This is a genomic window from Aerococcus sp. HMSC10H05 (assembly GCF_001806975.1).
GTDB lineage: Bacteria > Bacillota > Bacilli > Lactobacillales > Aerococcaceae > Aerococcus > Aerococcus viridans_B.
In genome coordinates this window covers 59700-81069 of sequence record NZ_KV786945.1, presented here as the reverse complement: position 1 = coordinate 81069, position 21370 = coordinate 59700, and the positions used below count along the sequence as shown (strand labels likewise).

Annotated in this window: 18 protein-coding genes and 1 pseudogene; 15 read left to right on the top strand and 4 right to left on the bottom strand. The window is 37.3% G+C overall.

Annotated features, from left to right (window positions below; all coding sequences use genetic code 11):
- Positions 1 to 92 precede the first annotated feature (92 nt).
- The gene (locus tag HMPREF3116_RS00445; protein ID WP_070466842.1) at positions 93 to 917 is read right to left on the bottom strand and encodes a metallophosphoesterase; all 825 of its coding nucleotides are present in this window, start codon (positions 915 to 917) and stop codon (positions 93 to 95) included.
- Between the two features lie 125 nt (positions 918 to 1042).
- Here HMPREF3116_RS00445 and HMPREF3116_RS00440 point away from each other — a divergent pair, with 125 nt between their 5' ends.
- Together HMPREF3116_RS00440 and HMPREF3116_RS00435 are read left to right on the top strand one after the other, a co-directional pair.
- Positions 1043 to 1423: a DUF6568 family protein gene (locus HMPREF3116_RS00440; RefSeq protein WP_070466840.1), complete on the top strand. Its 381-nt coding sequence runs from the start codon at positions 1043 to 1045 to the stop codon at positions 1421 to 1423.
- 143 nt (positions 1424 to 1566) lie between these two features.
- Positions 1567 to 2190 carry a hypothetical protein gene (locus HMPREF3116_RS00435; protein WP_070466839.1) on the top strand — a complete coding sequence of 208 codons (624 nt, stop codon included), beginning with the start codon at positions 1567 to 1569 and terminating at the stop codon, positions 2188 to 2190.
- A 58-nt stretch (positions 2191 to 2248) separates the two neighbouring features.
- On the opposite strand, the gene HMPREF3116_RS00430 is transcribed toward HMPREF3116_RS00435, so the two are convergent.
- A complete protein-coding gene (locus HMPREF3116_RS00430) occupies positions 2249 to 3712 on the bottom strand; it encodes a phosphate:AMP phosphotransferase (protein ID WP_070466837.1) in 1464 nt (487 codons plus the stop codon).
- A gap of 193 nt (positions 3713 to 3905) precedes the next feature.
- Here HMPREF3116_RS00430 and HMPREF3116_RS00425 point away from each other — a divergent pair, with 193 nt between their 5' ends.
- The 8 genes and pseudogenes from HMPREF3116_RS00425 (at position 3906) to HMPREF3116_RS08705 (ending at position 10783) form a co-directional block, all read left to right on the top strand.
- Positions 3906 to 4529 carry a carbonic anhydrase gene (locus tag HMPREF3116_RS00425; RefSeq protein WP_070466835.1) on the top strand — a complete coding sequence of 208 codons (624 nt, stop codon included), beginning with the start codon at positions 3906 to 3908 and terminating at the stop codon, positions 4527 to 4529.
- Between the two features lie 86 nt (positions 4530 to 4615).
- The gene (locus HMPREF3116_RS00420) at positions 4616 to 5176 is read left to right on the top strand and encodes a ribonuclease domain-containing protein (protein WP_070466833.1); all 561 of its coding nucleotides are present in this window, start codon (positions 4616 to 4618) and stop codon (positions 5174 to 5176) included.
- Positions 5177 to 5194: 18 nt separating this feature from the next.
- Positions 5195 to 5464: a barstar family protein gene (locus tag HMPREF3116_RS00415; protein ID WP_070466832.1), complete on the top strand. Its 270-nt coding sequence runs from the start codon at positions 5195 to 5197 to the stop codon at positions 5462 to 5464.
- A gap of 55 nt (positions 5465 to 5519) precedes the next feature.
- A complete protein-coding gene (locus HMPREF3116_RS00410) occupies positions 5520 to 6332 on the top strand; it encodes a hypothetical protein (RefSeq protein WP_070466830.1) in 813 nt (270 codons plus the stop codon).
- 362 nt (positions 6333 to 6694) lie between these two features.
- The gene (locus HMPREF3116_RS00405; RefSeq protein ID WP_371440290.1) at positions 6695 to 7357 is read left to right on the top strand and encodes a TMEM164-related integral membrane acyltransferase; all 663 of its coding nucleotides are present in this window, start codon (positions 6695 to 6697) and stop codon (positions 7355 to 7357) included.
- Between the two features lie 173 nt (positions 7358 to 7530).
- Positions 7531 to 8730 (top strand): annotated as a pseudogene (locus HMPREF3116_RS09090) (alpha/beta hydrolase).
- Positions 8731 to 8849: 119 nt separating this feature from the next.
- Entirely contained in the window at positions 8850 to 10586 is a 1737-nt protein-coding gene (locus HMPREF3116_RS00390; protein ID WP_070466825.1) for a DUF975 family protein, read from the top strand.
- Between the two features lie 68 nt (positions 10587 to 10654).
- Positions 10655 to 10783: a YvrJ family protein gene (locus HMPREF3116_RS08705; RefSeq protein ID WP_083272695.1), complete on the top strand. Its 129-nt coding sequence runs from the start codon at positions 10655 to 10657 to the stop codon at positions 10781 to 10783.
- A gap of 119 nt (positions 10784 to 10902) precedes the next feature.
- Here the strand turns inward: HMPREF3116_RS08705 and uvrC are convergent, their stop codons facing one another.
- On the bottom strand, positions 10903 to 12708 hold the full coding sequence (gene uvrC / locus HMPREF3116_RS00385; protein WP_070466822.1) for an excinuclease ABC subunit UvrC: 1806 nt from the start codon (positions 12706 to 12708) through the stop codon (positions 10903 to 10905).
- A gap of 316 nt (positions 12709 to 13024) precedes the next feature.
- On the opposite strand from uvrC, the gene HMPREF3116_RS00380 reads away from it, so the two are divergent.
- The 5 genes from HMPREF3116_RS00380 to HMPREF3116_RS00360 all read left to right on the top strand — a co-directional run bounded on the left by HMPREF3116_RS00380 (position 13025) and on the right by HMPREF3116_RS00360 (position 19535).
- Positions 13025 to 14386, top strand: a complete 1362-nt coding sequence (locus HMPREF3116_RS00380) for a metallophosphoesterase (protein WP_070466821.1) — start codon at positions 13025 to 13027, stop codon at positions 14384 to 14386.
- A gap of 75 nt (positions 14387 to 14461) precedes the next feature.
- Positions 14462 to 15820: a DEAD/DEAH box helicase gene (locus HMPREF3116_RS00375; protein ID WP_070466819.1), complete on the top strand. Its 1359-nt coding sequence runs from the start codon at positions 14462 to 14464 to the stop codon at positions 15818 to 15820.
- A gap of 90 nt (positions 15821 to 15910) precedes the next feature.
- Positions 15911 to 17290, top strand: coding sequence for a bifunctional UDP-N-acetylglucosamine diphosphorylase/glucosamine-1-phosphate N-acetyltransferase GlmU (glmU, locus tag HMPREF3116_RS00370; RefSeq protein WP_070466817.1), 1380 nt, complete (start codon positions 15911 to 15913; stop codon positions 17288 to 17290).
- A gap of 125 nt (positions 17291 to 17415) precedes the next feature.
- On the top strand, positions 17416 to 18411 hold the full coding sequence (locus tag HMPREF3116_RS00365) for a ribose-phosphate diphosphokinase (RefSeq protein ID WP_070466815.1): 996 nt from the start codon (positions 17416 to 17418) through the stop codon (positions 18409 to 18411).
- Positions 18412 to 18593: 182 nt separating this feature from the next.
- Entirely contained in the window at positions 18594 to 19535 is a 942-nt protein-coding gene (locus tag HMPREF3116_RS00360) for an AEC family transporter (protein WP_070466814.1), read from the top strand.
- Between the two features lie 229 nt (positions 19536 to 19764).
- Here the strand turns inward: HMPREF3116_RS00360 and HMPREF3116_RS00355 are convergent, their stop codons facing one another.
- Positions 19765 to 20721, bottom strand: a complete 957-nt coding sequence (locus HMPREF3116_RS00355; protein WP_070466812.1) for an L-lactate dehydrogenase — start codon at positions 20719 to 20721, stop codon at positions 19765 to 19767.
- Positions 20722 to 21370: the final 649 nt, after the last annotated feature.

Below are 21370 nucleotides of genomic sequence, written 5' to 3'. Positions count from 1 at the left end.
GCCCCCTGTGAGACTAGGACGTTGCCATGCAAGATAAAAACCAGTAGCCAAAGCTACTGGTTTTTTGTTGTTATCTTTCTATCAGTATAAATTTAAACCTCTATTATATACATGGCGTGATCGATCTCATGATAGAGGTCATTGTTACGCCATTCACGTTCATAGGCTAAACTATTGCTAATGAAGTGTTGATTGCCATGGTGGATTTGATGTCTGATATGGACATGTCCCATGATAGACGTTTTAATTGGATAGTTTTGATAGAAGGGTAAGTAGTCATCAGTTGCGATATAGGCATTAAAAAAATCAAAGACTCGGTGCGGCATGGGAATTGTAAATTCAGGAATTGTAATGACATGAGTAAGTAGAATAATATTTTTGGGAGTATGTTTTTTCATAACTTGATCTAATGTTTCCATGGTTTCTTGCGCAAAGGTTTTAGAAACTTCCTTATCCGTCGTTTGCCAGTCTAATCTGACTTTGTCTTGCCAAGTAACGAGCTTATAACGACCACGTTCTAATTGATCTTCTGTAAATGCTGGATCATGATAAGCATGGTTGTACCATCCAATATGACCAACAATCGCAGTATCTTTTTTGACCATTAGAGACTTGTTTAATAAGCTTTGTGGATGACTTTTAAAAGTATCATGAATGGATAGTGTATGTTTTCTTTCTTGTTTAGGTTCCCAATAATCATGATTACCGGGTACAAAGTAGATTTTACAACCAGAGAGGGCTTGCAATTTTTCTACAAAGCGAATGGTCTTCTCATAATGGTTAGAGATATCGCCACCTATATATACTTCATCGATTTCTTTATCATTGATGTAGGCAGAAAGTGTGTTTAGAAAATCTGTTTCTTTGTGGTTCTTCCCCCGGTCAATATGTATATCAGAAATAAATCCTAGTTTCATTTGTTTCATCCTTATTTTGGCATTATCCCTATTTTACCATATGGATTGAAAAGGCATATTAATTGAATTTCTATGCTTTAAAGCATACCATAAATCTAAGGAATAAAAATTAGGAGGTATTTGATATGGTAGATGATATTCAACCGTTCACACAAGATGAATTTGAGGAAAAAGTGAAGGATTTTAATGAGATAACTGCAAATGTTGCACAAGAGATGTTAGAGGATGATGAAGCGAAATTGCTTTTTATTGGTCGTTCTACTTGTCCATTCTGTCGTAAATATTTGCCAAAATTGATTCAAGCTTTAGGTAATGATGTGAATAATACATATTACTTAAACTCTGAACAAACAGTAACAGATGATGCATTATCTGACTTTCGTTTTGAAGTTGGTGCTAAGACAGTGCTTTCTTTAGTATATATTGGTGGCGATGGTAAATTTAAAAATTTAAATGCGGATTCTTCAGATTCTGTGGATAAAATTGCGCAAGCTATTTATGGATAAATGATAGTTGCTAGATAGGTCGCATAACTTAATTCATAAATAGAATCTTATTAAACCCTTAAGAAAGATTAAAAGCCCATGAAATCGTTTGAATGTATCTATATTTTTCTTTAGACTGATAAGTATAGAAAGGTGTGATAGTAATGAAAACGCCAAAAGTAGTGATGGGATTACTCACCGCAGCTGTACTTACAGCTGGATATACCATTACCCAAGTTCAAGCACAGGAGCATGCACAAAATTTATATACAAATAATGTAGAAGTAGCACAAGTTAATACTAATACATCTAGTAGTGTATTAACAGATCAACTAGATAGTGATACAAGTACTGAAGAAATAGATAATAGTGAGCAAACTTCAGGACAAGTTTCTCATGAAGTGACACCCGTAGACAGTACAGCTGTACAAGCAGAGAAAGACGCAACTGATGAAAATACTCTAGCGGAAGAAGAAGTTGAAACGCCAGCAAGTGAATCAGTAGTTGCTGAAGAGGTAACTACGAATGATGTTGAATCAGACAGTCAAACGACACTTGATGATGCAGATACTACTAGTGAAGCATTGACAAGCTTACCTGACCAAACTGAAAACCGACAAATTATTATTGATCGTGTTGGTTTGGCTAGTGATGCATTAGATGGTTATAGTGATGAACAAATTGCGCAATCACGAGTTGAAGCAGAAAAACTAGGTTCTGACCCAGGGTACTCTTACTCATGGTTATTACAGCAAACACCAGCTAATGCGACAACTCAATCAATGTAAATTTTAAAGCAGAGAACCCTTTCTATTGAATCAATTTGATTCCAGAAAGGGTTCTTTTTTATTTTGCTAAGAAAGCTTCCATGCGTTTGATGAAGTCTTTTAATACTGTAATGCGAGCATAGCGTTTATCGACACCAGAAATAACTTTCCAAGGTGCTTCTTTTGTAGAGGTAGCTGCTAACATCTCATTCATTGCAGTATTGTAGAGGCCAAATTTGTCTCGATTTCGCCAATCTTCATCTGTGATCTTATATTGTTTATCTGGATCTTTTTCCCGGCCCATAAACCGATCGTATTGCGTATCTTTATCAATGACAATGAGGTACTTTAATAAAAGATAATCTTGGTTAGTAATATTATGTTCCATTTGATTTATTTCCGCATAAGCTTCTTGCCAACGGTATACAGGTGTCAATCCTTCAATACGTTCAACGAGTACTCGACCATACCAAGATCTGTCAAAAATAGTCATGCGTCCTAAACTAGGGAAGTCGCGGTAAAAACGCCATAGGTAATGATGCCGTATTTCCTCATCATTTGGTGCAGCGACTGTTGCAACATCATAACCGCGTGGGTCCATCAGCCGAGTTAAGCGTTGGTAATTCCCACCTTTTCCAGCTGCATCAGAACCTTCATAGACTACAATAACCCCCTTATTTTCCTGATAAGCTCTAAATAGTAAATTTGCGGCCTGTTTTTGTAAATCTTCTTTGATATCGTCATAGTCTTCCTGTGAAATGAAAGGAGAATGATCTATTTGCCCAACAATATTTGGACTATGATCAATAAAGTGTAGTTCCTTTTGTGGTCTAGTTAAATCTTTAGCTAGCCAATCTGTAAGACTATCAATACAAGTTTTGAGTGCCAGGCGTGATTGGTCTTTTTGGTCGTCTATATGTAAAATATGCCAAGGGGTTTCTTTAAAGTTTGTTTTAGCGAGTATATCGATAAAGTGTTTTCGGTAAGCCTTATAATTTTTAAGTTGGTCCTCATCTTCCTCAGTTACAAGTACTTTTCGATAAGGTTCTTTTTTTAAGGCTTTAATGCGCTCAGACATTTCATCCTTACTATGATGAATAAAGAACTTTACCACTAAAGTGTCATCTTGAGTCAAGGATTTCTCCACAAATGAAATATCATTTAAGAGATGGTTGAGCCTTTTTTCTTTCATATTCAATTGGTGAAAGAGATCGTAGTAGAAAGAGCGGTCGAAGAAAACAATTTGACCGCGTTTGGGTGCTCGCATAAAGAAACGACGTAAATATGGGCGTTGTGCATCTTTCAAAGTACTCTCCTCGAAGACAGCTACTTCGTAATGTTTGGGGTCCAGCTCACGGGTTAAATCTTTGAGTAAGAATCCTTTGCCAGATGCTTCCCAACCATCCACGATGACGAGCATACTTTTTTGTGTTTCCTGTAGTTGTCGATGTAATTTAGCAAATTGATCTCCTAGTTCTGAACGCTTCATATCGTGCAAATCAGTTGGAATACTTGTTCTATCAACATTTTTATTTGGTAACATCCGCTTCACTTCTTTCTATTGGCAAAATAGCAATCCTTAGTGAACTTTATTTTCTTATATATATTATAAGGCATAAATGCAATAATGCATAAGGATTGTGCTATTTTCGGTAGAATCGTACAAATTTTTAAAAGATTCCTAGAGTTTTATGATAAAATAATTAGGAACAAAAGTGAGAGAGAAGGAAAACTGAATGAAAGATTTTAAAAAAGCGGTCGATCAGTTCCATGAAACGGCCTATAAAGATAAGCAAGTGATCTATGAGTCATTAGCGCGTACCCATTCGCCACACACTTTGGTGATAACCTGTGGTGACTCCCGTATCAATGTTGAAAGCTTGTTGCAAGCCGATCCTGGAGAGGTTTTCCAAATTCGAAATATCGCAAATATCGTACCAGAATATAATGATCCAAATCCAATATTATCCCTACAGGCAGGTTTAGATTTTACTGTGACTGCCTTAAAAGTAGAAAATATTATTATACTTGGTCATATCAACTGCGGGGGCTGTAATACTTGCCTTAACCCACCAGCTAATTTTGACGAGATGCCCTATTTGAAGAAATGGCTTAGCCAATTAAACCCTGTCAAAGAGGCCATTGCAGATCAATTAGAAATGCTAGATGATCCAGTTGCAAAAAGTGATTTAATGGAAAAAGCAAATATTATCACGCAATACAATCATTTAATGGATTATCCTATTATTGCTGAACGAGTTGCAGCAGGCACCTTGAAAGTATCAGGATGGCACTTTCATACAGATGAAGGCTATGTTGAAGTTTATCAACCTGAAACCAAGACATTTACTAGACTTTAAGTTAAAATAAATATAATTGAAGCGTCCTTAGTTCGAAGGGACGTTTTTCTTTTCGATTTTTAGAAGGATTTTAAGGAGGGGGTTAGATGATGAATCCGCAAAAAGATCAGTTGGAGACTATCCAACGACTGATCAAAAACCCTAAGACGATGATAGGAATAATCATAGCTGCACTTACAGTTTATGCTTCACAAGAAACTTGGACAAATAATAATCAAGGCAATAGCCAGAATAACCAAACGCAAGTTGAAACAAGTGAATCAATCCAAGAAACAACCCAACAAACAAATACGGCTACAGATCAAATTCAAGTATCAGAGGATGGGGCATACACAAGCCCAGAAGAAGTTGCTGCATATATTGATGAATTTGATAAGTTACCAGAAAATTTTATCAGCAAATCAGAAGCTGAAGACCTTGGTTGGGTATCTAGCGAAGGGAACTTATGGGAAGTTGCAGAAGGTATGTCGATAGGCGGCGACTACTTTGGTAATTATGAAGGACTACTGCCAGAAGAAGATGAATACCGAGAAGCAGATGTCAACTATGACGGTGGCTTTAGAGGAGCTGAGCGGATCATTTTTTCCGATGACGGCGATATCTACTATACAGATGATCACTATGAATCCTTCGAACAGCTCTATTAATGACAAGGAGTGACCAGTATGCAAACACTTATTATTGATGGCCGAGACCTTTATGGGAAAAAGGAATTGCACGACTACATCGCAAAAGCATTAGACTTTCCTAGTTATTATGGTGCTAATCTAGATGCCTTAAATGATATGCTCACTTCACGAAAAGAAATCACCAATATCTATCTTCTAAACTTAGATATATTAGCAGATCATATTGGAAGTGATTATACAAAAAAATTCGTCAAATTATTAATGGATATAGAAGAAAAGAATGCATTCTTGACCATTCTTAGGTAAGATGAAGACAAAGCAAGTCTTAACGAAGAGAACAAATGATTAAAGGAGGGAAGAAATGGGTGTAATGTTAACATTAGCCTATGAGGTGGCAATTAAAGATCAGCAGATAGCACTTGAGATTATCAATCAAGCGCACAAGATGATTAAAAGTAAATTCCAACCAGTCTTAATGTCTGACAATGTACAATTAGACCATGCGATTCACAAACAATCTATATTGTTTGCTGATGGCATGTCCGCATATTTATACTACCGATTATTACAACAGGCAATTTACCCCATTCATATTAATGGCGGGCTAGGTCTATCTGAAGATATTGCTCAGTCCTTGACCTATTCTGAACAAGTATTAGAAGAAGCACAAAAATTAGGCGAGGGTTATATTTTATATAATGCCAATTTCTTTGAAGATAGTTTGTTAAATATGCAATTAATTAATTGGCAAAATATTGTCCGAAATCAAACACCAGTTGCCCGGGTATTAGCATTCCTTTATGAAATTCAAGCCCCTGTTTATGTAGATGGTAGCATGCTCACCCAAGATTTTCTAAGTGAAGACTTGATTAGCTTAGATCAGACCAAGCAAGTCTTATATGCGGATGATGAAAAATTATTATCGATGTCAGATATTAATTTTTCAGCTCGGAAAACCAGTAAATGGCTAGAGATTTTTGACCAAGTAGATAAAAAGAAATACTTTATCACTGGTCTGTTTAAAAAAGGCTATGCTACAGCAATTGCCAATATGACCTATATGACGCGACAAAATATTGATTATCATTTTCGTAGTGGACGATTTAGCTATGAGCGTGATATGCTGGCCACAATAGTCTTACAGATGGATCGTGAAATTGCAGCGTTAGGCTAAGATTAAACAACCAATAGATATTTATAAAAGGCTCTAAAATGTCCATACATATTGGCATTTTAAAGCCTTTTTATTAACTTATCAATTGTAAAAAATAGGTAAATGAGTTATTTACAAAAACAACACGTTACAGATGCCTTTTCTACTTGAGCAAATTAGAAAGGCTCTGTTAAGATGAAATTGAATTGTGATGGTTACTGTATAATTACCTTTTACTAGGAAGATTGATGGATGTAAGCTATTTGAATGGGATTGAAAGGATAATGGTGAAGATTTCATGGAATCATGGGATAAACAAACAAGTCAAAGCGCTAGACATATTGATCTCAAAGAGAAGATTTACTTGAGTTGTGTCAGTATTGATGCGCCTTTTATTAATGCATTTTCACTGGCACATATATTTATATTTATTAGCCTTCTTCGTTATTTTGTTTGCTATGTTTATATTTAGAGACTTTATTTATACTTATCGAGTCGCCATTGGCCGCGTAATGTTTACTATTTCTCTTTTGCAACAGATTCTTTTATATTCTTGGTATTATTTCGAAACAAAATTTGACTTAAAGCAAGCCTTACCATTACATATTTGCCGAATATCCACGATTATGGGGATGTTTTACTTAGTAACAGAAAATCAAATGATCATGCAAGTCTTATTCTATTTTGGCTTGTTTGCCTACTTCTCCTTCTTCATGCCCAGTCGCATCAACAAAATCTATCATATTTCGGGATTAAGTTATTTCTTAAACCATGTCATAACGATTTTAATTCCCTATTTTTCTTATTTTACTACCGGCTGGTTACCATCCTTTCGAGGTTTAATCCTTTCACTAGTTGCCTTTGTTATTTACTGGTTAGTAGCATTAGTGGTTAACCGATCAACAGACGGGAATTATTTCTATATGAAATATCGACCGCTACCAATTTTATATAAAGTCAACTTTTCAACCTATGCAGTAGGAAACTTTGTCTTTACCTCGTTATTATTTTTACTTGGCTACGGTATCTTCAACTACTTTGCCTAGCTACTTTCAGAGAAAACATCTTCGCACACTGAGTTGGCACTAGTCCGACTCTAGGTGCTTTTTTTAAAAATTTACAGTCAGTTAAAAGTATGGCTGAAAGGGCATTTCTTGAAAATACGAAAATGGTTATCTAAAATAAGTTATAAAGGTTGGTGTTTAGAAAGGAGATTGCTATGGGCATTATTCAAACATTGGGACGGCAGAGACGACCTCGTATACAAGCAGATTCAAGGTATTATGAACAAGTGAAGTTAATGCAAAAGCGTTATACGAAGCGGACTTTTCCAAATGGTGAATTTATTGTCAAAAAACTGCCCACCTCTGATGTAGGGGGCCAATTGGATGAACGTTTACTGGGATCAATCAAAATTCATCGCGATCCAACACCAGTTATTTACTTTCTTAACGATATGATTAAGAAAAAGTACAATCTCTTTCTATTCTTGTATCGAAGGATAGTAGGAACGACACTTAATCGTGACATATCAGATGGACGGGTGAGGATTCGTGAATTTTACTTTCCAATTGAAGAACGGTTAATGCGCGCTCGGGTGTTTTATCCGGATGAAAGCCAAGGATCAGCAGAGAAAGCACCTGTCATACTCTATATACATGGGGGTGGCTTCATAGGGACCACCTTTGAGACGGTAAAGAACACTTGTAGAGGGATTGCGCATAAAACCGGTGCAGTTGTTGTGGCATTTCCGTATAGTCTAGCACCAGAAAAACCTTTTCCCCAGGCTTTAATAGATGGATTGGCTATGTTAGGGTGGATTCGGGATAACGCTGATTTACTAGGTGTAGACCAAGAAAAAATAGCTGTTATGGGAGATTCGTCGGGCGCTAATATTGCCACGGCTATGACTATTTTTGATATTGAGTCAGATAATCATTGGATTAAACAACAAATTCTTCTCTACCCTATCGTTAATATGGCGATGAAGTAAACAGCAGAATATAAGTGGTCACTAGATGAATATGATATCCACGATAATGATGAAATGATTACCTTTATCGTTAAGTCACTGGGTATTGGTGTGCATTATATTAATAAATTATATGCTAAAGATGTAGACCTTAAAGACCCACTAGTATCGCCATTATTTGCTTCGAATAAAACGATTCAACAAATGCCGCCAACGATTATTGTGACAGCAGAATATGATTTCTTACGCATTGAGTCAGAAGCCTATGCGAAGCGTTTAGTAACTAATGGTGTACCAATTTCCTTTTTCCGCTATCGCGGTTTAGACCATGGCTTTGTGGATAAAATAGGGATATTGCCGCAATCTGAAGATGCATTACGAGAAATTGGTATACGGTTTAGAAAAAACTTTGGCTTATCAACCATGGCTGATATTGAAGGAAAATGACCTTTTCTTTCAATGTTTGAATGATTTTCATGTATAATCATATATGTAGTATTTATTGCATACATCAGAAAAAATGTAAGTGATCAAATTGAAACGGATGAACAAAAGGAGTGTGTCAAATGTCTTATAAAATTCCACAAAAGGCTTCTGAGATTAATAAGGAAGCGAGTGCTATCCAGCAAGGGAACACTCTGGCCATTTTGGGTGCGACTTTAATTACTGGCGTTATTACTGGTTTTATTACTTGGGCAATTGAAATGATTACAGGAACGGGAGATTCATCTAGTACAACAACGATGTCAGGAACAATGGGAGCGGTTGCTGGTATTGCTTCATTATTAATCAGTGTATTTATCTCTTTACCGATACAATTAGGGGTTGATTGGTCGGTTTTACGATTAGTAGATGAAGATCGTTTCCATATTGGGAACATTTTTGAACCTTTCCAAAGACGTTATTTCCGTAATATTTGGAATCAAATCATCTACATCGCCGTTTTCACCTTATGGACGATTCTAATTGCTGTTGTGCTTGGGCTAGTTGGCGCAGTTATTTTTTATCTCATTGGTGCACCATTAACGCCACCAACTGATTTCACAGGAGGGGATGCATCTGGTTTAGCGGGGGTTTTTGTAGGACTCGTTACCCTATTTGCCTTACTGTATGTCATTTTTATCACGATTATTACGCTACGTTTAGCAATGAATAACTACCTACTATTTGATAATGACCGTATCGGTGGTAAAAAACCATTGAAAGTTTCTAAAGTGATGATGAAGGGAAATAAGTGGACCCTATTTTGGATTAGTTTCCAAAATGCCATTTATCCAATCTTATTAGCGATCGTGATGTTTGGTGCTTTAACGATTTTTGGTTTATTCCTTCAAAATGGGGGTATATTAATTGGTGTCTTAGCGGTTATCGCAACTATAGCCTTGATAGTATTCTCAATCAAATATTCTATCCGTCAAATGGTCGCAACTGCCTTATTGTATCGTTTAATTACGGATGATTATGGTGATGATTTAGACCGGGCGTTTCCAGAATTAGACCTTACACCTGATACACCAGTTAATAACTATCATACAGCACAACGTCCAGCTTTTACGGAAAATGCGACAGCTATTCATCCAGCGAATGATATAGCAACGGGTATAGCTGCTAATCAAGCAGTTAGCGAAGCTGAAACGGAGAAAAATTCAACGAACGTGCATCCAGTTGAAGCAGATAATCATGTTAGTGAAAGTGGCGGAGCTGCCGCTGTTTTCTCGCTAGCAGATGAAGAGAAAGCTGGTAAAGACGAAGAAACTACTAGTGAAACGCCGGCTGAAACAGACGTTGAATCTGATGAATATAAAGCAGAAAATCAAGTAGTAGATAACAATATGACTGGTTCTTCAGCCTTACGTGGGTCCTATCAAATAGGGCAAGAACCTAATGTACGTCAACCTCACGTGGCGACTTATACAGCTAGTGAGCGACCAATTTCAGCAGTACGTGACCACTTTACTGTGGAAGCTTCTGATTATAATCAAGCAAGACCAAAGGAAGAGAAACCACACTTTGATTTAAATGCTAGTCCAGCCTCTGAATCTAAAGCTGTTCGACATTCCTATGTTGTTGGGGGTCAAGAGGCAACAAATGACCGAGTTGATGATCAACCATTTGACAAGAAGCCATATAACATTATGGGTTACAATACGCCAGATCGAACTGATTTTGGTAAAGTTGAAGATGCCAAAGATATGATTATAGCCGTAGATAAAGCTGAGAGCGGCGAGGATGGCATGTTGAATCCGGACGACTTTGAAAAAGACGTAGACTATGATCCGGAAATTGATCCAGATAAAAAATAAATAATCAAATACTTGTCATCAATTAAACCGTCATCGTTCCTTTTGATAAGGAGGTGGTGGTTTTGGATATGTTAGATGTTTCCATGCAGCTGATTGGCAATGTTGGTTTTCCTATATTTGTGTCTATCTATTTAATGACACGAACCGAGAAAAAGCTTGATGACCTAATTGCAGCCGTAGAAAAACTAGCAAAATAAGAAAAGACGATTATCCATTCAAGTGAGAATGGGTAATCGTCTTTTTTAGTTTAATTATCAGGATGAATAGCTTGGTCTAAGTCTAGTGGACTTGTTTCTGCATTGTTTCCCTTATTTACTCATTCATTGTCATAAGGATTATTCTTTTGCCCCTCCCAAGCAGCTTTGTGGATTTCTATGGCTACTTTTTCTGGAATAGATAAGGATTGTATATCTGCGATTGTTGCTTCTCGGATGGCCTTCATTGTTTTAAAATGCCTTAGAACTTTCGTCCGGGTTTTAGGACCTACACCACTAATATTATCCAGTTTAGAAGTAAAAGATTGTTTACTTCTAGTCTTGCGGTGGAAAGTAATGGCAAACCGATGGACCTCATCTTGAATTCGTTGTAAGAGATGGAAGGCTTGGGACCGCGGGTCAAGTGGTATAATTGCTAGAGGGTCCCCATAGATTAGGTTAGCTGTCCTATGTTTATCATCCTTGACCATACCAGCTACTGGTATATTCAAACCAAGTTCATCTTCTAAGACTTCTCTAGCTGCATTTACTTCTATAGCCCCACCATCCATCAATATCAAATCAGGCAATTGACCATCTTCTTTTAAGAGACGGCTATATCGGCGACGAATGACTTCTTGTGTGGTCGCAAATTCGTTTGACCCATCTACCGTTTTAATCTTATATTTTCGGTACATAGACTTATTTGGACGACCATCTTCATAGACGACCATCGCGGATACTGGGTTAGTTCCTTGAATATTGGAATGGTCAAAGCTTTCAATCACTTTCAAGTATGGTAAGTTTAAAGCTTCCGATAATTGGTCGATAGCCCCCGTCGTTTTTTGTTCCTTCATCGCTAACAGTCTAAATTTGTCCAAGTGGGCAATTTTCGCGTTACGTTCTGCCATTTGTAGCATCTTAAACTTGTCCCCGCGTTTTGGGGTTGCTACTTTTACCTCAACTGTTTCAGCTATCAATTGATTATCTAAATTACCAGGTACTAGAATTTCTTTTGGCTTAGTATGATTGGCTTCCTGATAGAATTGAACGATATATGAGGTTAACTCTTCTTCAGGATCAGAATAAACTGGGAAAAGAGCGGAGTCGCGTTTAATAATGGAAAATTGTCGTAGTAAGAATACCTGGATTGAAATCCATCCTTTATCAAAGTAAAAGGCAAAGACATCACGATCATTGTACTGCTTGCTCATAATATTTTGTGGCTCTACGGTTTGTTCAATATAATTGATTTGGTCACGGTACTCAGCCGCACGTTCAAACTGTAAATCTTCTGAAGCTGCTACCATTTTTGTTTTTAGGTCATCTTTAATATGCTTCACATCACCATTTAAAAAACGACGAATCCGGGCTTTTTGCGCTTCATATTCTTCAACAGAAACTTCATGGTCGCAAGGGCCAATACACTGTCCTAGATGGTAATAAAAACAAGCACGCTTTTCATTCTTCCCACATTTACGTAAGGGATAAGTTTTTTGGAGCAAATCGAGTGTACCTGTTGCCGCATAAATATTTGGATAGGGACCAAAATATTCGCCACCATCATCTTCAACTACGGATGTAATGATCATTTGCGGGTCACGTTCTTTGGTAATCTTAATATAAGGATACATGGTGCCATGTTTTAACCGGATATTATAGTGAGGTTGATGTTTCTTAATGAGATTAATTTCCAACAACAAACTCTCTTTATCGGTTTGGGTGACAATATAATCGAAATGATGAATCTCGCTTACAAGCTGCGCTGTCTTACCCGTATGGGATGATTTGAAATAAGAACGTACTCGATTCTTCAAATTTTTAGCCTTCCCAATATAAATAATTTGATCTTGCGCATTTTTCATAATATAGCAACCAGGCAAGGCTGGTAAAAGTTTTAGGGTATTTTCAATTAACTCACTGGCCATCAATTGGTCTCCTTTCGTTAGTATAGCGGTGTTCGATCAGGTAACAAAAGTCTGTTCAATCTATTATTATACCACCCATAAAAGCTTTTTGGCAGTAAATTGCGTGGTGTTAGTGAATCCATGGAGTATTCAATCAGTAGATGACCTATAAATCACCTTTGTATTATAAGGATTGCTTTGAATATGGTAGAATAAACATCAAAGTTAACAAGTACAGGCGGGTCTTTTATAAGAGACCGTATGTAGATAGATAAAGAGGCTTTACTAGACTACGGGATGTGTCTACGATGGAGATAGAAACCAAGGAGGAATTGTTATGGCAAAAAAATCGGCTTTCAACACATTATTAGGCTTGAGTACCTTAGCGCTAGGTGCTGCTTACGTTAGGTGGCAAAACTATACTGTTGGCACAACAGATTATTTTGTTGAGAATCCTCGTTTCAAAGATAGTTTAAATGGGTTTACCATTGCGCACCTATCTGATTTACACTTGCCTGACCAAAATGTAAACTTGAATGATATTTTAGATCACGTCTACAACATTCAGCCAAATATCATCGCCATTACCGGAGATATTGTGCAAACAGATGCTTCTGATTTAGATGAAGCGACCTTGTTTACATTCTTTAAAGCTTTGACTGACATTGCGCCAACATTTGCTACTTTTGGTAACCATGATGCAGCATCATTGCAACATAACCTTTTGGTTCGCACCATGGGCGCAGCAGGTATTGTTCATTTAAATGACCGAGCAATTACTTATAACTATAGAGGGCAATCACTGACTTTAATGGGCTTAGATGATAAAATGAACAAATATTTCTTAGTTGGAGATGCACTGAGAACAGTGGAATTGACTACTGAACAAATGGCTCAACCAAAGATCTTATTAGCGCATCATCCAGAAGCCTTCTTACGGTATCATGAAAATATCAACAAATCACCGGATTTAGTTTTATCAGGACATGCTCATGGGGGTCAAATCCGTATACCAGGTATTGGGGGATTATTTGCCCCTAACCAAGGAAAATTACCAAAATATACTTCAGGTGTATTCTATTTGCCAGGTAATCCTGACAAACAAATGGTAGTATCGCGCGGGATTGGTGCTTCAAGTTTCCCAATTCGTTTAAACAACCGCCCAGAAGTGATTGCGGTACATTTAACAACGGATATTGAACGTGCTGTGGATGGATTAACTAAATCTATTGATTACATCACTGAACAAGAAGGTGGCGTAACCAAACAACAATTAGAAAAACAATATTTAGCCCGTAAAAAAGAACGAGCAGAAGCACACGGTTATTATTCAGTTTCACCAGATGCCACAGATAGCCAAGAAATTATTGAAGCCATTGACAATGATAGGACAGTGGATGCCTATACATTGTTTGAAAATAAGGAGGAAGAGGGCATGAGAGATCCAAGAGAAAATTCTTTTATAGAAAATAATGACTACGATGATGATGTAGTAGATCGTTCAAGTATAGAACGGCCTAAATATGAAGCAGATGAAGAAAAAGTACCACACAATCCGAGTATTCAATCGCCTTATATCTTATTAGACCCAGAAACCAATGAAAAAACTGTCGTAGATGAAAATGTAGGCACAGAGGAAGTTTTCTCTGATCATTTAAATGAAGAAGTATTTATTGTGAAGGACCCTAAGAAACAATAGGAATTACACAATAATAAGTGAGGGCCAAACCATGGCCCTTATCTTTTGTAGATAGTGAAGAAATAGAGGAAAAAAATGACAGAAAATGATACACAAATGACGAATTTTATCAGCCGATTGCCTGTAGTACTTCAAGAAAAGTGGCAGTCAGCTGGATTTGATCAAGCAACTGATATTCAAACGGACGCTTTCCAACCCATGTATGATGCAAAAAGTGTCATCGCATCTGCACCAACAGGATCTGGGAAAACTTTGGCTTACTTATTGCCTATTTTAAGCAGGATGGTTATCAACCGCGAAGGAGAAAAGCAATATAATGGTGGTGTAAAGTTGATTGTTTTAGTACCTTCTCAGGAATTAGCTTCTCAAGTCGGAGACGTAGTGCAAGATTGGGCTCGTGCAGTTGACTTTAAGGCTTTGAAAATTATTGGTGGTGCCAATGTCAAACGCCAAATTGAAAAAATTCGTGAAAGACCAGACATTATTGTGGGCACTTCTGGCCGGATGATTGAGTTGATTGATCAACGAAAATTGAAAGTCCATGAAGTAGATACGATGATTATTGATGAAGCAGATGCCTTACTGGATCAAGAGCATATCTTACAAACAAAACAATTAGCAAAAAAATTACCAGGTAGCGCACAAGTAGCTTTATTTTCAGCAACCGTACCAGATACCTTAACAGACTTAGCTAGTGACTTGTTAGCTGAGCCAGTTGTGGCATTAGCGACTAAAAAAATAGGTGCTGCCTTTGAAACGCAAAGACGGGATGGTTATATTACCGTGCCCGTTCGTAAACGTGATGATATGCTACGTCGTCTAGCACAAATTGATGGGATGCAAGCTTTGGTTTTTGTTAGAACCGTGGCAGAAATTGAGCGATTGCAACAAAAGCTACAATTTAATCATATTCAAACAGCCTACCTACATTCGAAAATGGCCGCACAAAACCGTCAGCAAGCCATCAAAAAATTTATTAAGGGCGAATACACGTACTTGTTCACAACGGATGTGGCTGCTCGTGGTTTAGATATTGATGACCTACCTTTAGTGATTCAATATGATTTACCGGCAACACCTGAGCAATATATTCACCGTGCTGGTCGAACTGGCCGGATGGGTAAAGACGGCATTGTATTGACATTCGTGAATGATCGTTCGCTAAGAGATTTGAAGAAACAAGTTGGTGATGATATTCATCTCACCGCATTCTATACTTATGGTGGTCAACTGACTGATCAAGTACCGAGTGCAAGTCAGCGTGATGAAGATCAACCCCTTTTACAAAAGGAGAAAGAAGATAAGCTTGTTAAAGCGAAACCAAAGGTGAAGAAGGCTAAGAAAGAGCATAAATCGACACCTTCGGTTAAGGCGCGTAAGAAGAACCGGAAACGGGATCACAAGAATAAAGGAGCTAGACGACACAAGGGGTAATCTGGACTGGTCGAATGGCTTGAAATTAGATACAATAAAGTAGCAATTATCAATAATGGATGAATGATTTTAGAGGAGTGAATGTACATAATGAGCGACCGTTATGCAGTGATTCTAGCAGCAGGTAAAGGGACTCGAATGAAGTCTAAGTTGTATAAGGTGTTACACCCAGTAGCGGGTAAACCTATGGTAGACCATGTTTTAACTAGCGTGAATAAGGCTGGTATTGATGAAGTAGTGACAATTGTTGGTCATGGCGCAGATGCTGTCAAGGAATTGTTAGGTGACCGTACGTCATACACTACACAAACGGAACAATTGGGTACTGGGCATGCTGTACAGCAAGCAGCTGATGTTTTAGCTGAAAAACAAGGTACAACTTTAGTGATCTGTGGAGATACACCTTTATTTACAGCAGACACTATTGCGCGTTTGTTAGATGTCCATGAAGATGCTGGTTTTAAAGCGACTATTTTAACTGCACCAGCTGATGATCCAACTGGTTACGGTCGTATTGTCCGTGATAAAGAAGGTCAAGTGGTTAAAATTGTTGAGCAAAAAGATGCTAATGAGGCAGAAAAATTAATTACTGAAATTAATACAGGAACTTATGTTTTTGACAATGCTTTATTATTTGATGCTTTAAATAAAGTAGGTAATGACAATGCTCAAGGTGAGTATTACTTACCGGATGTGATTGGCATTTTGAAAGATGCTGGCGAACCTGTAGGGGCTTTCCAAATGGATAATCTTGATGAGTCACTTGGTGTAAATGACCGTGTGGCATTAGCGCAAGCAAACCAAACGATGTTTAAACGCATCAATGAAGAACATATGCGTAATGGTGTAACGATTGTAGATCCGACATCCGTCTACATTGAGGCAGATGTTAAAATTGGTGCAGATACTGTGATTGAACCGAATGTTTACCTTAAAGGAAATACGGTTATCGGGGAAGACTGCCATATTTATGCTGGAACAACGATTCGTGATTCCAAGATTGGTGACCGTGTGAAAGTGCGAGCATCCGAAATTGAAGAAAGTCAAGTAAAAGATGGCGTGGATATTGGACCAAATGCTCACTTACGTCCAGCATCTATTATCGATGAAAATGCACATATTGGTAACTTTGTAGAAATTAAAAAAGCCCATATCGGTGAAGGCACTAAAGTTGGTCACTTAACTTATATTGGCGATGCTACTTTAGGGAAGAATATTAACGTATCTTGCGGTGTTATTTTTGCAAACTATGATGGTGTCAATAAACATCATTCAACAATTGGCGATAATTCATTTATCGGATCTGATGTAACGATCATTTCACCAGTAAATATTGAAGCAAATGCCTTTTTAGCAGCGGGATCTACAATTACTAAGGATGTGCCAAGTAAGGCTTTAGCCATTGCGCGTTCACGTCAGGAAAATAAAGCGGGATTTTGGGATAGACTGCCAATTGGTAAAAAAGATTAAGATTGCAAAAATTGTAATCAAATTCACATTTTTCGGTTCGCTATTTAGCTAACAATCGTCATTTTTCTATGGTAGAATAGGTACGATAAGAGTGTCTGATCATTCAGTATTGTGGAGGGAAAAAAATGTCAGAATCTATAGTCGATCATAGACTAAAAATCTTTTCATTGAGTTCAAACAAAGAACTTGCTGAAAAAATTGCAACTTCAATGGGTGTCGAGTTAGGTCATATTTCAGTGTCACACTTTAGTGATGGTGAGATTAAAATTGCAATTGAGGAATCCATTCGCGGAGACCATGTTTACATCATCCAATCAACATCTGACCCAGTTAATGATAACTTGATGGAAATGTTAATCATGATTGATGCTTGTCGTCGTGCAAGTGCAAAAACCATTAATGTGGTAATTCCTTACTTTGGCTATGCTCGCCAAGACCGTAAGGCTCAGCCACGTGAACCAATCACAGCCAAGTTAGTAGCACGTATGATGGAAAATGCTGGCGCAACACGCATTCTTGCTTTAGACTTACATGCAGCACAAATTCAAGGTTTCTTTGAAGTACCTGTTGACCACCTTTATGGTGCGCCATTACTAGCTGAATACTTTTTAAACCATGAAAGATACATTGATTCAGACATCGTTGTGGTATCACCAGACCATGGTGGTGTAACACGTGCACGTAAGCTAGCTGAATTCTTGAAAGCGCCAATTGCTATCATTGATAAGCGTCGTCCAAAAGCCAATGTAGCTGAAGTGATGAATATCGTAGGGGATGTTTCGAATCGTCACGCTATTATCATCGATGATATGATTGATACTGCTGGTACTATTACCCTTGCAGCATCAGCAATAAAAGATGCTGGCGCATTATCTGTTGTAGCTTGTTGTACGCATCCAGTTTTATCTGGTCCAGCTATCCAACGCTTGGAAGATTCAGTATTAGATGAAGTTGTTGTTTCTGATTCAATCTACTTAACAGAAGAAAAACGTATCGATAAAATTAAACAAGTAACTGTAGCTGAATTAATCGCGGAAGCTATTGTGCGTATCTACGAAAATCGTTCAGTATCACCGTTATTTAATGAAAAATTCAAAGGTATGCACCATGTTATTGAATAAGTTGGTTGACATATATCTAAATTGAGAAAAAAGCAGTCCTTACCTTGTTGGTGAGACTGCTTTTTTCTATATATCAGTGTTTTAGTAGAGTGTGCTACAATAAGATTATTAGAGTTGGACAGTCTTTATAGTATTTTAGGCGCCAACTATCTGTTAAAATCATCTGATAATGGAGGGAATTTATGTTTGGTAATTTTATGATAGGCTTTAATGCTGTTATGCCGATGCTGATTTATATGTTGCTAGGTCAATTTTTTGCTCAATCGGGAATGATTAAGGAGGCATCTTTTCAAGATTTTAATAAAGCATTGTTTAAAATCTTATTACCGATTAACCTATTTACTAATATTTACAAGTCTGATTTCCAACAATCGTTCAATGGTTTTGCTTTAACCTATATCATTGTTATTGCCTTAGTGCTTTATTTTATCCTTGCCTTTATCATTCCTAAGATATCAGATGACCGGACCCGTTACGGGGTGATTTTACAAGGATCAGTGAGAGCGAATGCAATCCTGTTTGGCTTACCGTTGGGGACATCATTACTTGGGGAAGAGAATATGGGAATGGTGACAATTACCCTAGCTATTATCGTACCGTTTTGGAATATTATGTCGGTGGTGGGGTTTTCTTTATATTCCGCGGATAAGGTATCCTTTAAGCAAATGGGACGGAGTATTATAACCAATCCTATGGTTATTGCAACTTTAATCGGTTTGCTGGTTGTTTTATTAGGCTTACAATTTCCAGAATCGGTGAATACAACTTTAACCAATATCAACCGGATGGTCTCACCACTGGCTTTAATGGTAATGGGAGGGACATTCTCTATTTCTAAATTGAAGGACATTGATTTTAGCTTAATTTTTACAGTAGCCAATAAATTACTGATTTTACCTTTAATTGGGATTACGTTAGGCGCCCTCCTAGGTTTTAGAGGAGATGCTATCATTTCAATCTTGATTGCTTTTGCAGGACCAACAGCGGTATCATCCTATGCTCAAGCGATTGCAGCAGATGGGGACGGTGATTTAGCTAATCAGACAGTAGTATTTACGACCATCTTATCTATGGTCACACTGGTATTCTGGATTACTGTAATGAAAACATTCAGTCTATTCTAATTTAAATGAAGTCAATAAATAAAGGTGAAACAAAAGTCGTCTAGGATTAACGTACTGGATTAAAAGCTGAACAATAACGAAATGTTATTGGCGTCTTTTTTTTGAAGTATCGGATAATGCTGACTTTTGAAACCTGGTTATAAACGTTTTTATATAGCAAAAAGAGGCTGGGATATTTTTGTCCCAGCCTCTTTTCGAATATTATACGATTAAATTTGTTCTGCTTATTTTAAAAGTCTAACTTTGCCCAAGCAGTTTCTAAGGTTTCTCGTAATTTTGTGGCAGATAAGTCCATTTGCTGTTGCTCATGGTCAGTTAAGTCTGCTTCAATTACACTACGAACACCATCACGATTGATGATAGCTGGTGCACCAATATATACATCTTTTTGATTGAATTCACCATCAAGATAAACAGATACAGGTAAGATAGCATTTTCATCATGCAAGATTGCTTTTAGGATACGAACTAAAGATACACCGATACCATAATAAGTTGCGCCTTTTTTCTCGATAATCTTATAAGCCTTGTCACGCACATGATAGAACAAGTTAACTAGCGCTTCTTCATCAATTGTTGAGGATTGAGACACCCATTCATAGATTGATTGTCCACCGATATTTGCGTGTGACCATACAGGGAACTCAGTGTCACCATGCTCACCCATAATGTAGGCATGAACGTTACGTGCATCAACATCAAGTGCTATAGCTAATTCTTGACGGAAGCGCGCTGAGTCTAATGAAGTACCAGAACCGATTACACGGTTGGCAGGTAGGCCAGAGAATTTCCAAGTAGCATAAGTTAAGATATCTACAGGGTTAGTAGCAACTAGGAAGATACCGTCGAATCCTGACGCCATTACTTGGTCTACCATGGTCTTAAAGATACGTAAGTTTTTGTCTACTAAATCTAAACGGGTTTCACCAGGTTTTTGCGCAGCACCAGCAGTAATGACTACAACATCTGCGTCGCTACAATCATCGTATGTAGCTTTGTAGATTTTTTTAGGAGATGTGTAAGCTAGTGCGTCGATAAGGTCTAATACATCCCCTTCAACGCGGTCTTCATCTAAGTCAATAATCCCTAATTCTCTTCCGACACCTTGAATTACAGAAGCATATGCAAATGCAGATCCTACAGCTCCATCACCAATTAAAATAACTTTTTGACCATTTTTTGACATAATAGATTCTCCTTAACTTTTTGTCTCTTATAGTGTACAAATCAAACCATATGGTAAATGTTTCATTAACCCGTGCAAAGCTAGTGAACAATTGGTTTAAAATTAGCTTGATCAACAGTTAGTGAAATGTTTAACATAATAATACCACGCTGTTCAAAAAAATCAATAGTATTTTACGATGTTTTTTTAAATATATATATAACTCACTGCCAAATCATCGTGTGTAAACGTATACAAGACGATGATTTCAGCGTTTTAAACAAAAACATTTCTCTGTTACATCTGTATTTTAAAACTGTACTATTAAAAATGAGAACTTTTTCTAAAAGTTTGTGAAAAAATGATTAAACTAAAATATTTAGGAACAAATTTGTCTTTTTATATGGATAATACTCGTAAAAATGATGTGACGACAAAAGGGCTTCGTTCATTTTGGATGAGCATCTAATCCTATGATGGCAAAAATGTATCCGTTTTCCAAATAAGACCCCTTCATTTAAGAAAAATCACCTACTATAACACTGAGCAAAATGTGCTAAAGGGTATGTTCGTGTTGTAGCGTTCTTTGTCTTTCAAGCTTGTGGACCCTTTGTGCTATAATAGGTTTATAAATATACATATAAGCTGTACGGGATGACTTGCACTAGGT

Coding starts and splice junctions, on each gene's coding strand:
- HMPREF3116_RS00445 (WP_070466842.1), bottom strand. CDS start 917: ATGAAACTAGGATTTATTTCTGATATACATATTGACCGGGGGAAGAAC.
- HMPREF3116_RS00440 (WP_070466840.1), top strand. CDS start 1,043: ATGGTAGATGATATTCAACCGTTCACACAAGATGAATTTGAGGAAAAA.
- HMPREF3116_RS00435 (WP_070466839.1), top strand. CDS start 1,567: ATGAAAACGCCAAAAGTAGTGATGGGATTACTCACCGCAGCTGTACTT.
- HMPREF3116_RS00430 (WP_070466837.1), bottom strand. CDS start 3,712: ATGTTACCAAATAAAAATGTTGATAGAACAAGTATTCCAACTGATTTG.
- HMPREF3116_RS00425 (WP_070466835.1), top strand. CDS start 3,906: ATGAAAGATTTTAAAAAAGCGGTCGATCAGTTCCATGAAACGGCCTAT.
- HMPREF3116_RS00420 (WP_070466833.1), top strand. CDS start 4,616: ATGATGAATCCGCAAAAAGATCAGTTGGAGACTATCCAACGACTGATC.
- HMPREF3116_RS00415 (WP_070466832.1), top strand. CDS start 5,195: ATGCAAACACTTATTATTGATGGCCGAGACCTTTATGGGAAAAAGGAA.
- HMPREF3116_RS00410 (WP_070466830.1), top strand. CDS start 5,520: ATGGGTGTAATGTTAACATTAGCCTATGAGGTGGCAATTAAAGATCAG.
- HMPREF3116_RS00405 (WP_371440290.1), top strand. CDS start 6,695: ATGCGCCTTTTATTAATGCATTTTCACTGGCACATATATTTATATTTA.
- HMPREF3116_RS00390 (WP_070466825.1), top strand. CDS start 8,850: ATGTCTTATAAAATTCCACAAAAGGCTTCTGAGATTAATAAGGAAGCG.
- HMPREF3116_RS08705 (WP_083272695.1), top strand. CDS start 10,655: ATGTTAGATGTTTCCATGCAGCTGATTGGCAATGTTGGTTTTCCTATA.
- uvrC (WP_070466822.1), bottom strand. CDS start 12,708: ATGGCCAGTGAGTTAATTGAAAATACCCTAAAACTTTTACCAGCCTTG.
- HMPREF3116_RS00380 (WP_070466821.1), top strand. CDS start 13,025: ATGGCAAAAAAATCGGCTTTCAACACATTATTAGGCTTGAGTACCTTA.
- HMPREF3116_RS00375 (WP_070466819.1), top strand. CDS start 14,462: ATGACAGAAAATGATACACAAATGACGAATTTTATCAGCCGATTGCCT.
- glmU (WP_070466817.1), top strand. CDS start 15,911: ATGAGCGACCGTTATGCAGTGATTCTAGCAGCAGGTAAAGGGACTCGA.
- HMPREF3116_RS00365 (WP_070466815.1), top strand. CDS start 17,416: ATGTCAGAATCTATAGTCGATCATAGACTAAAAATCTTTTCATTGAGT.
- HMPREF3116_RS00360 (WP_070466814.1), top strand. CDS start 18,594: ATGTTTGGTAATTTTATGATAGGCTTTAATGCTGTTATGCCGATGCTG.
- HMPREF3116_RS00355 (WP_070466812.1), bottom strand. CDS start 20,721: ATGTCAAAAAATGGTCAAAAAGTTATTTTAATTGGTGATGGAGCTGTA.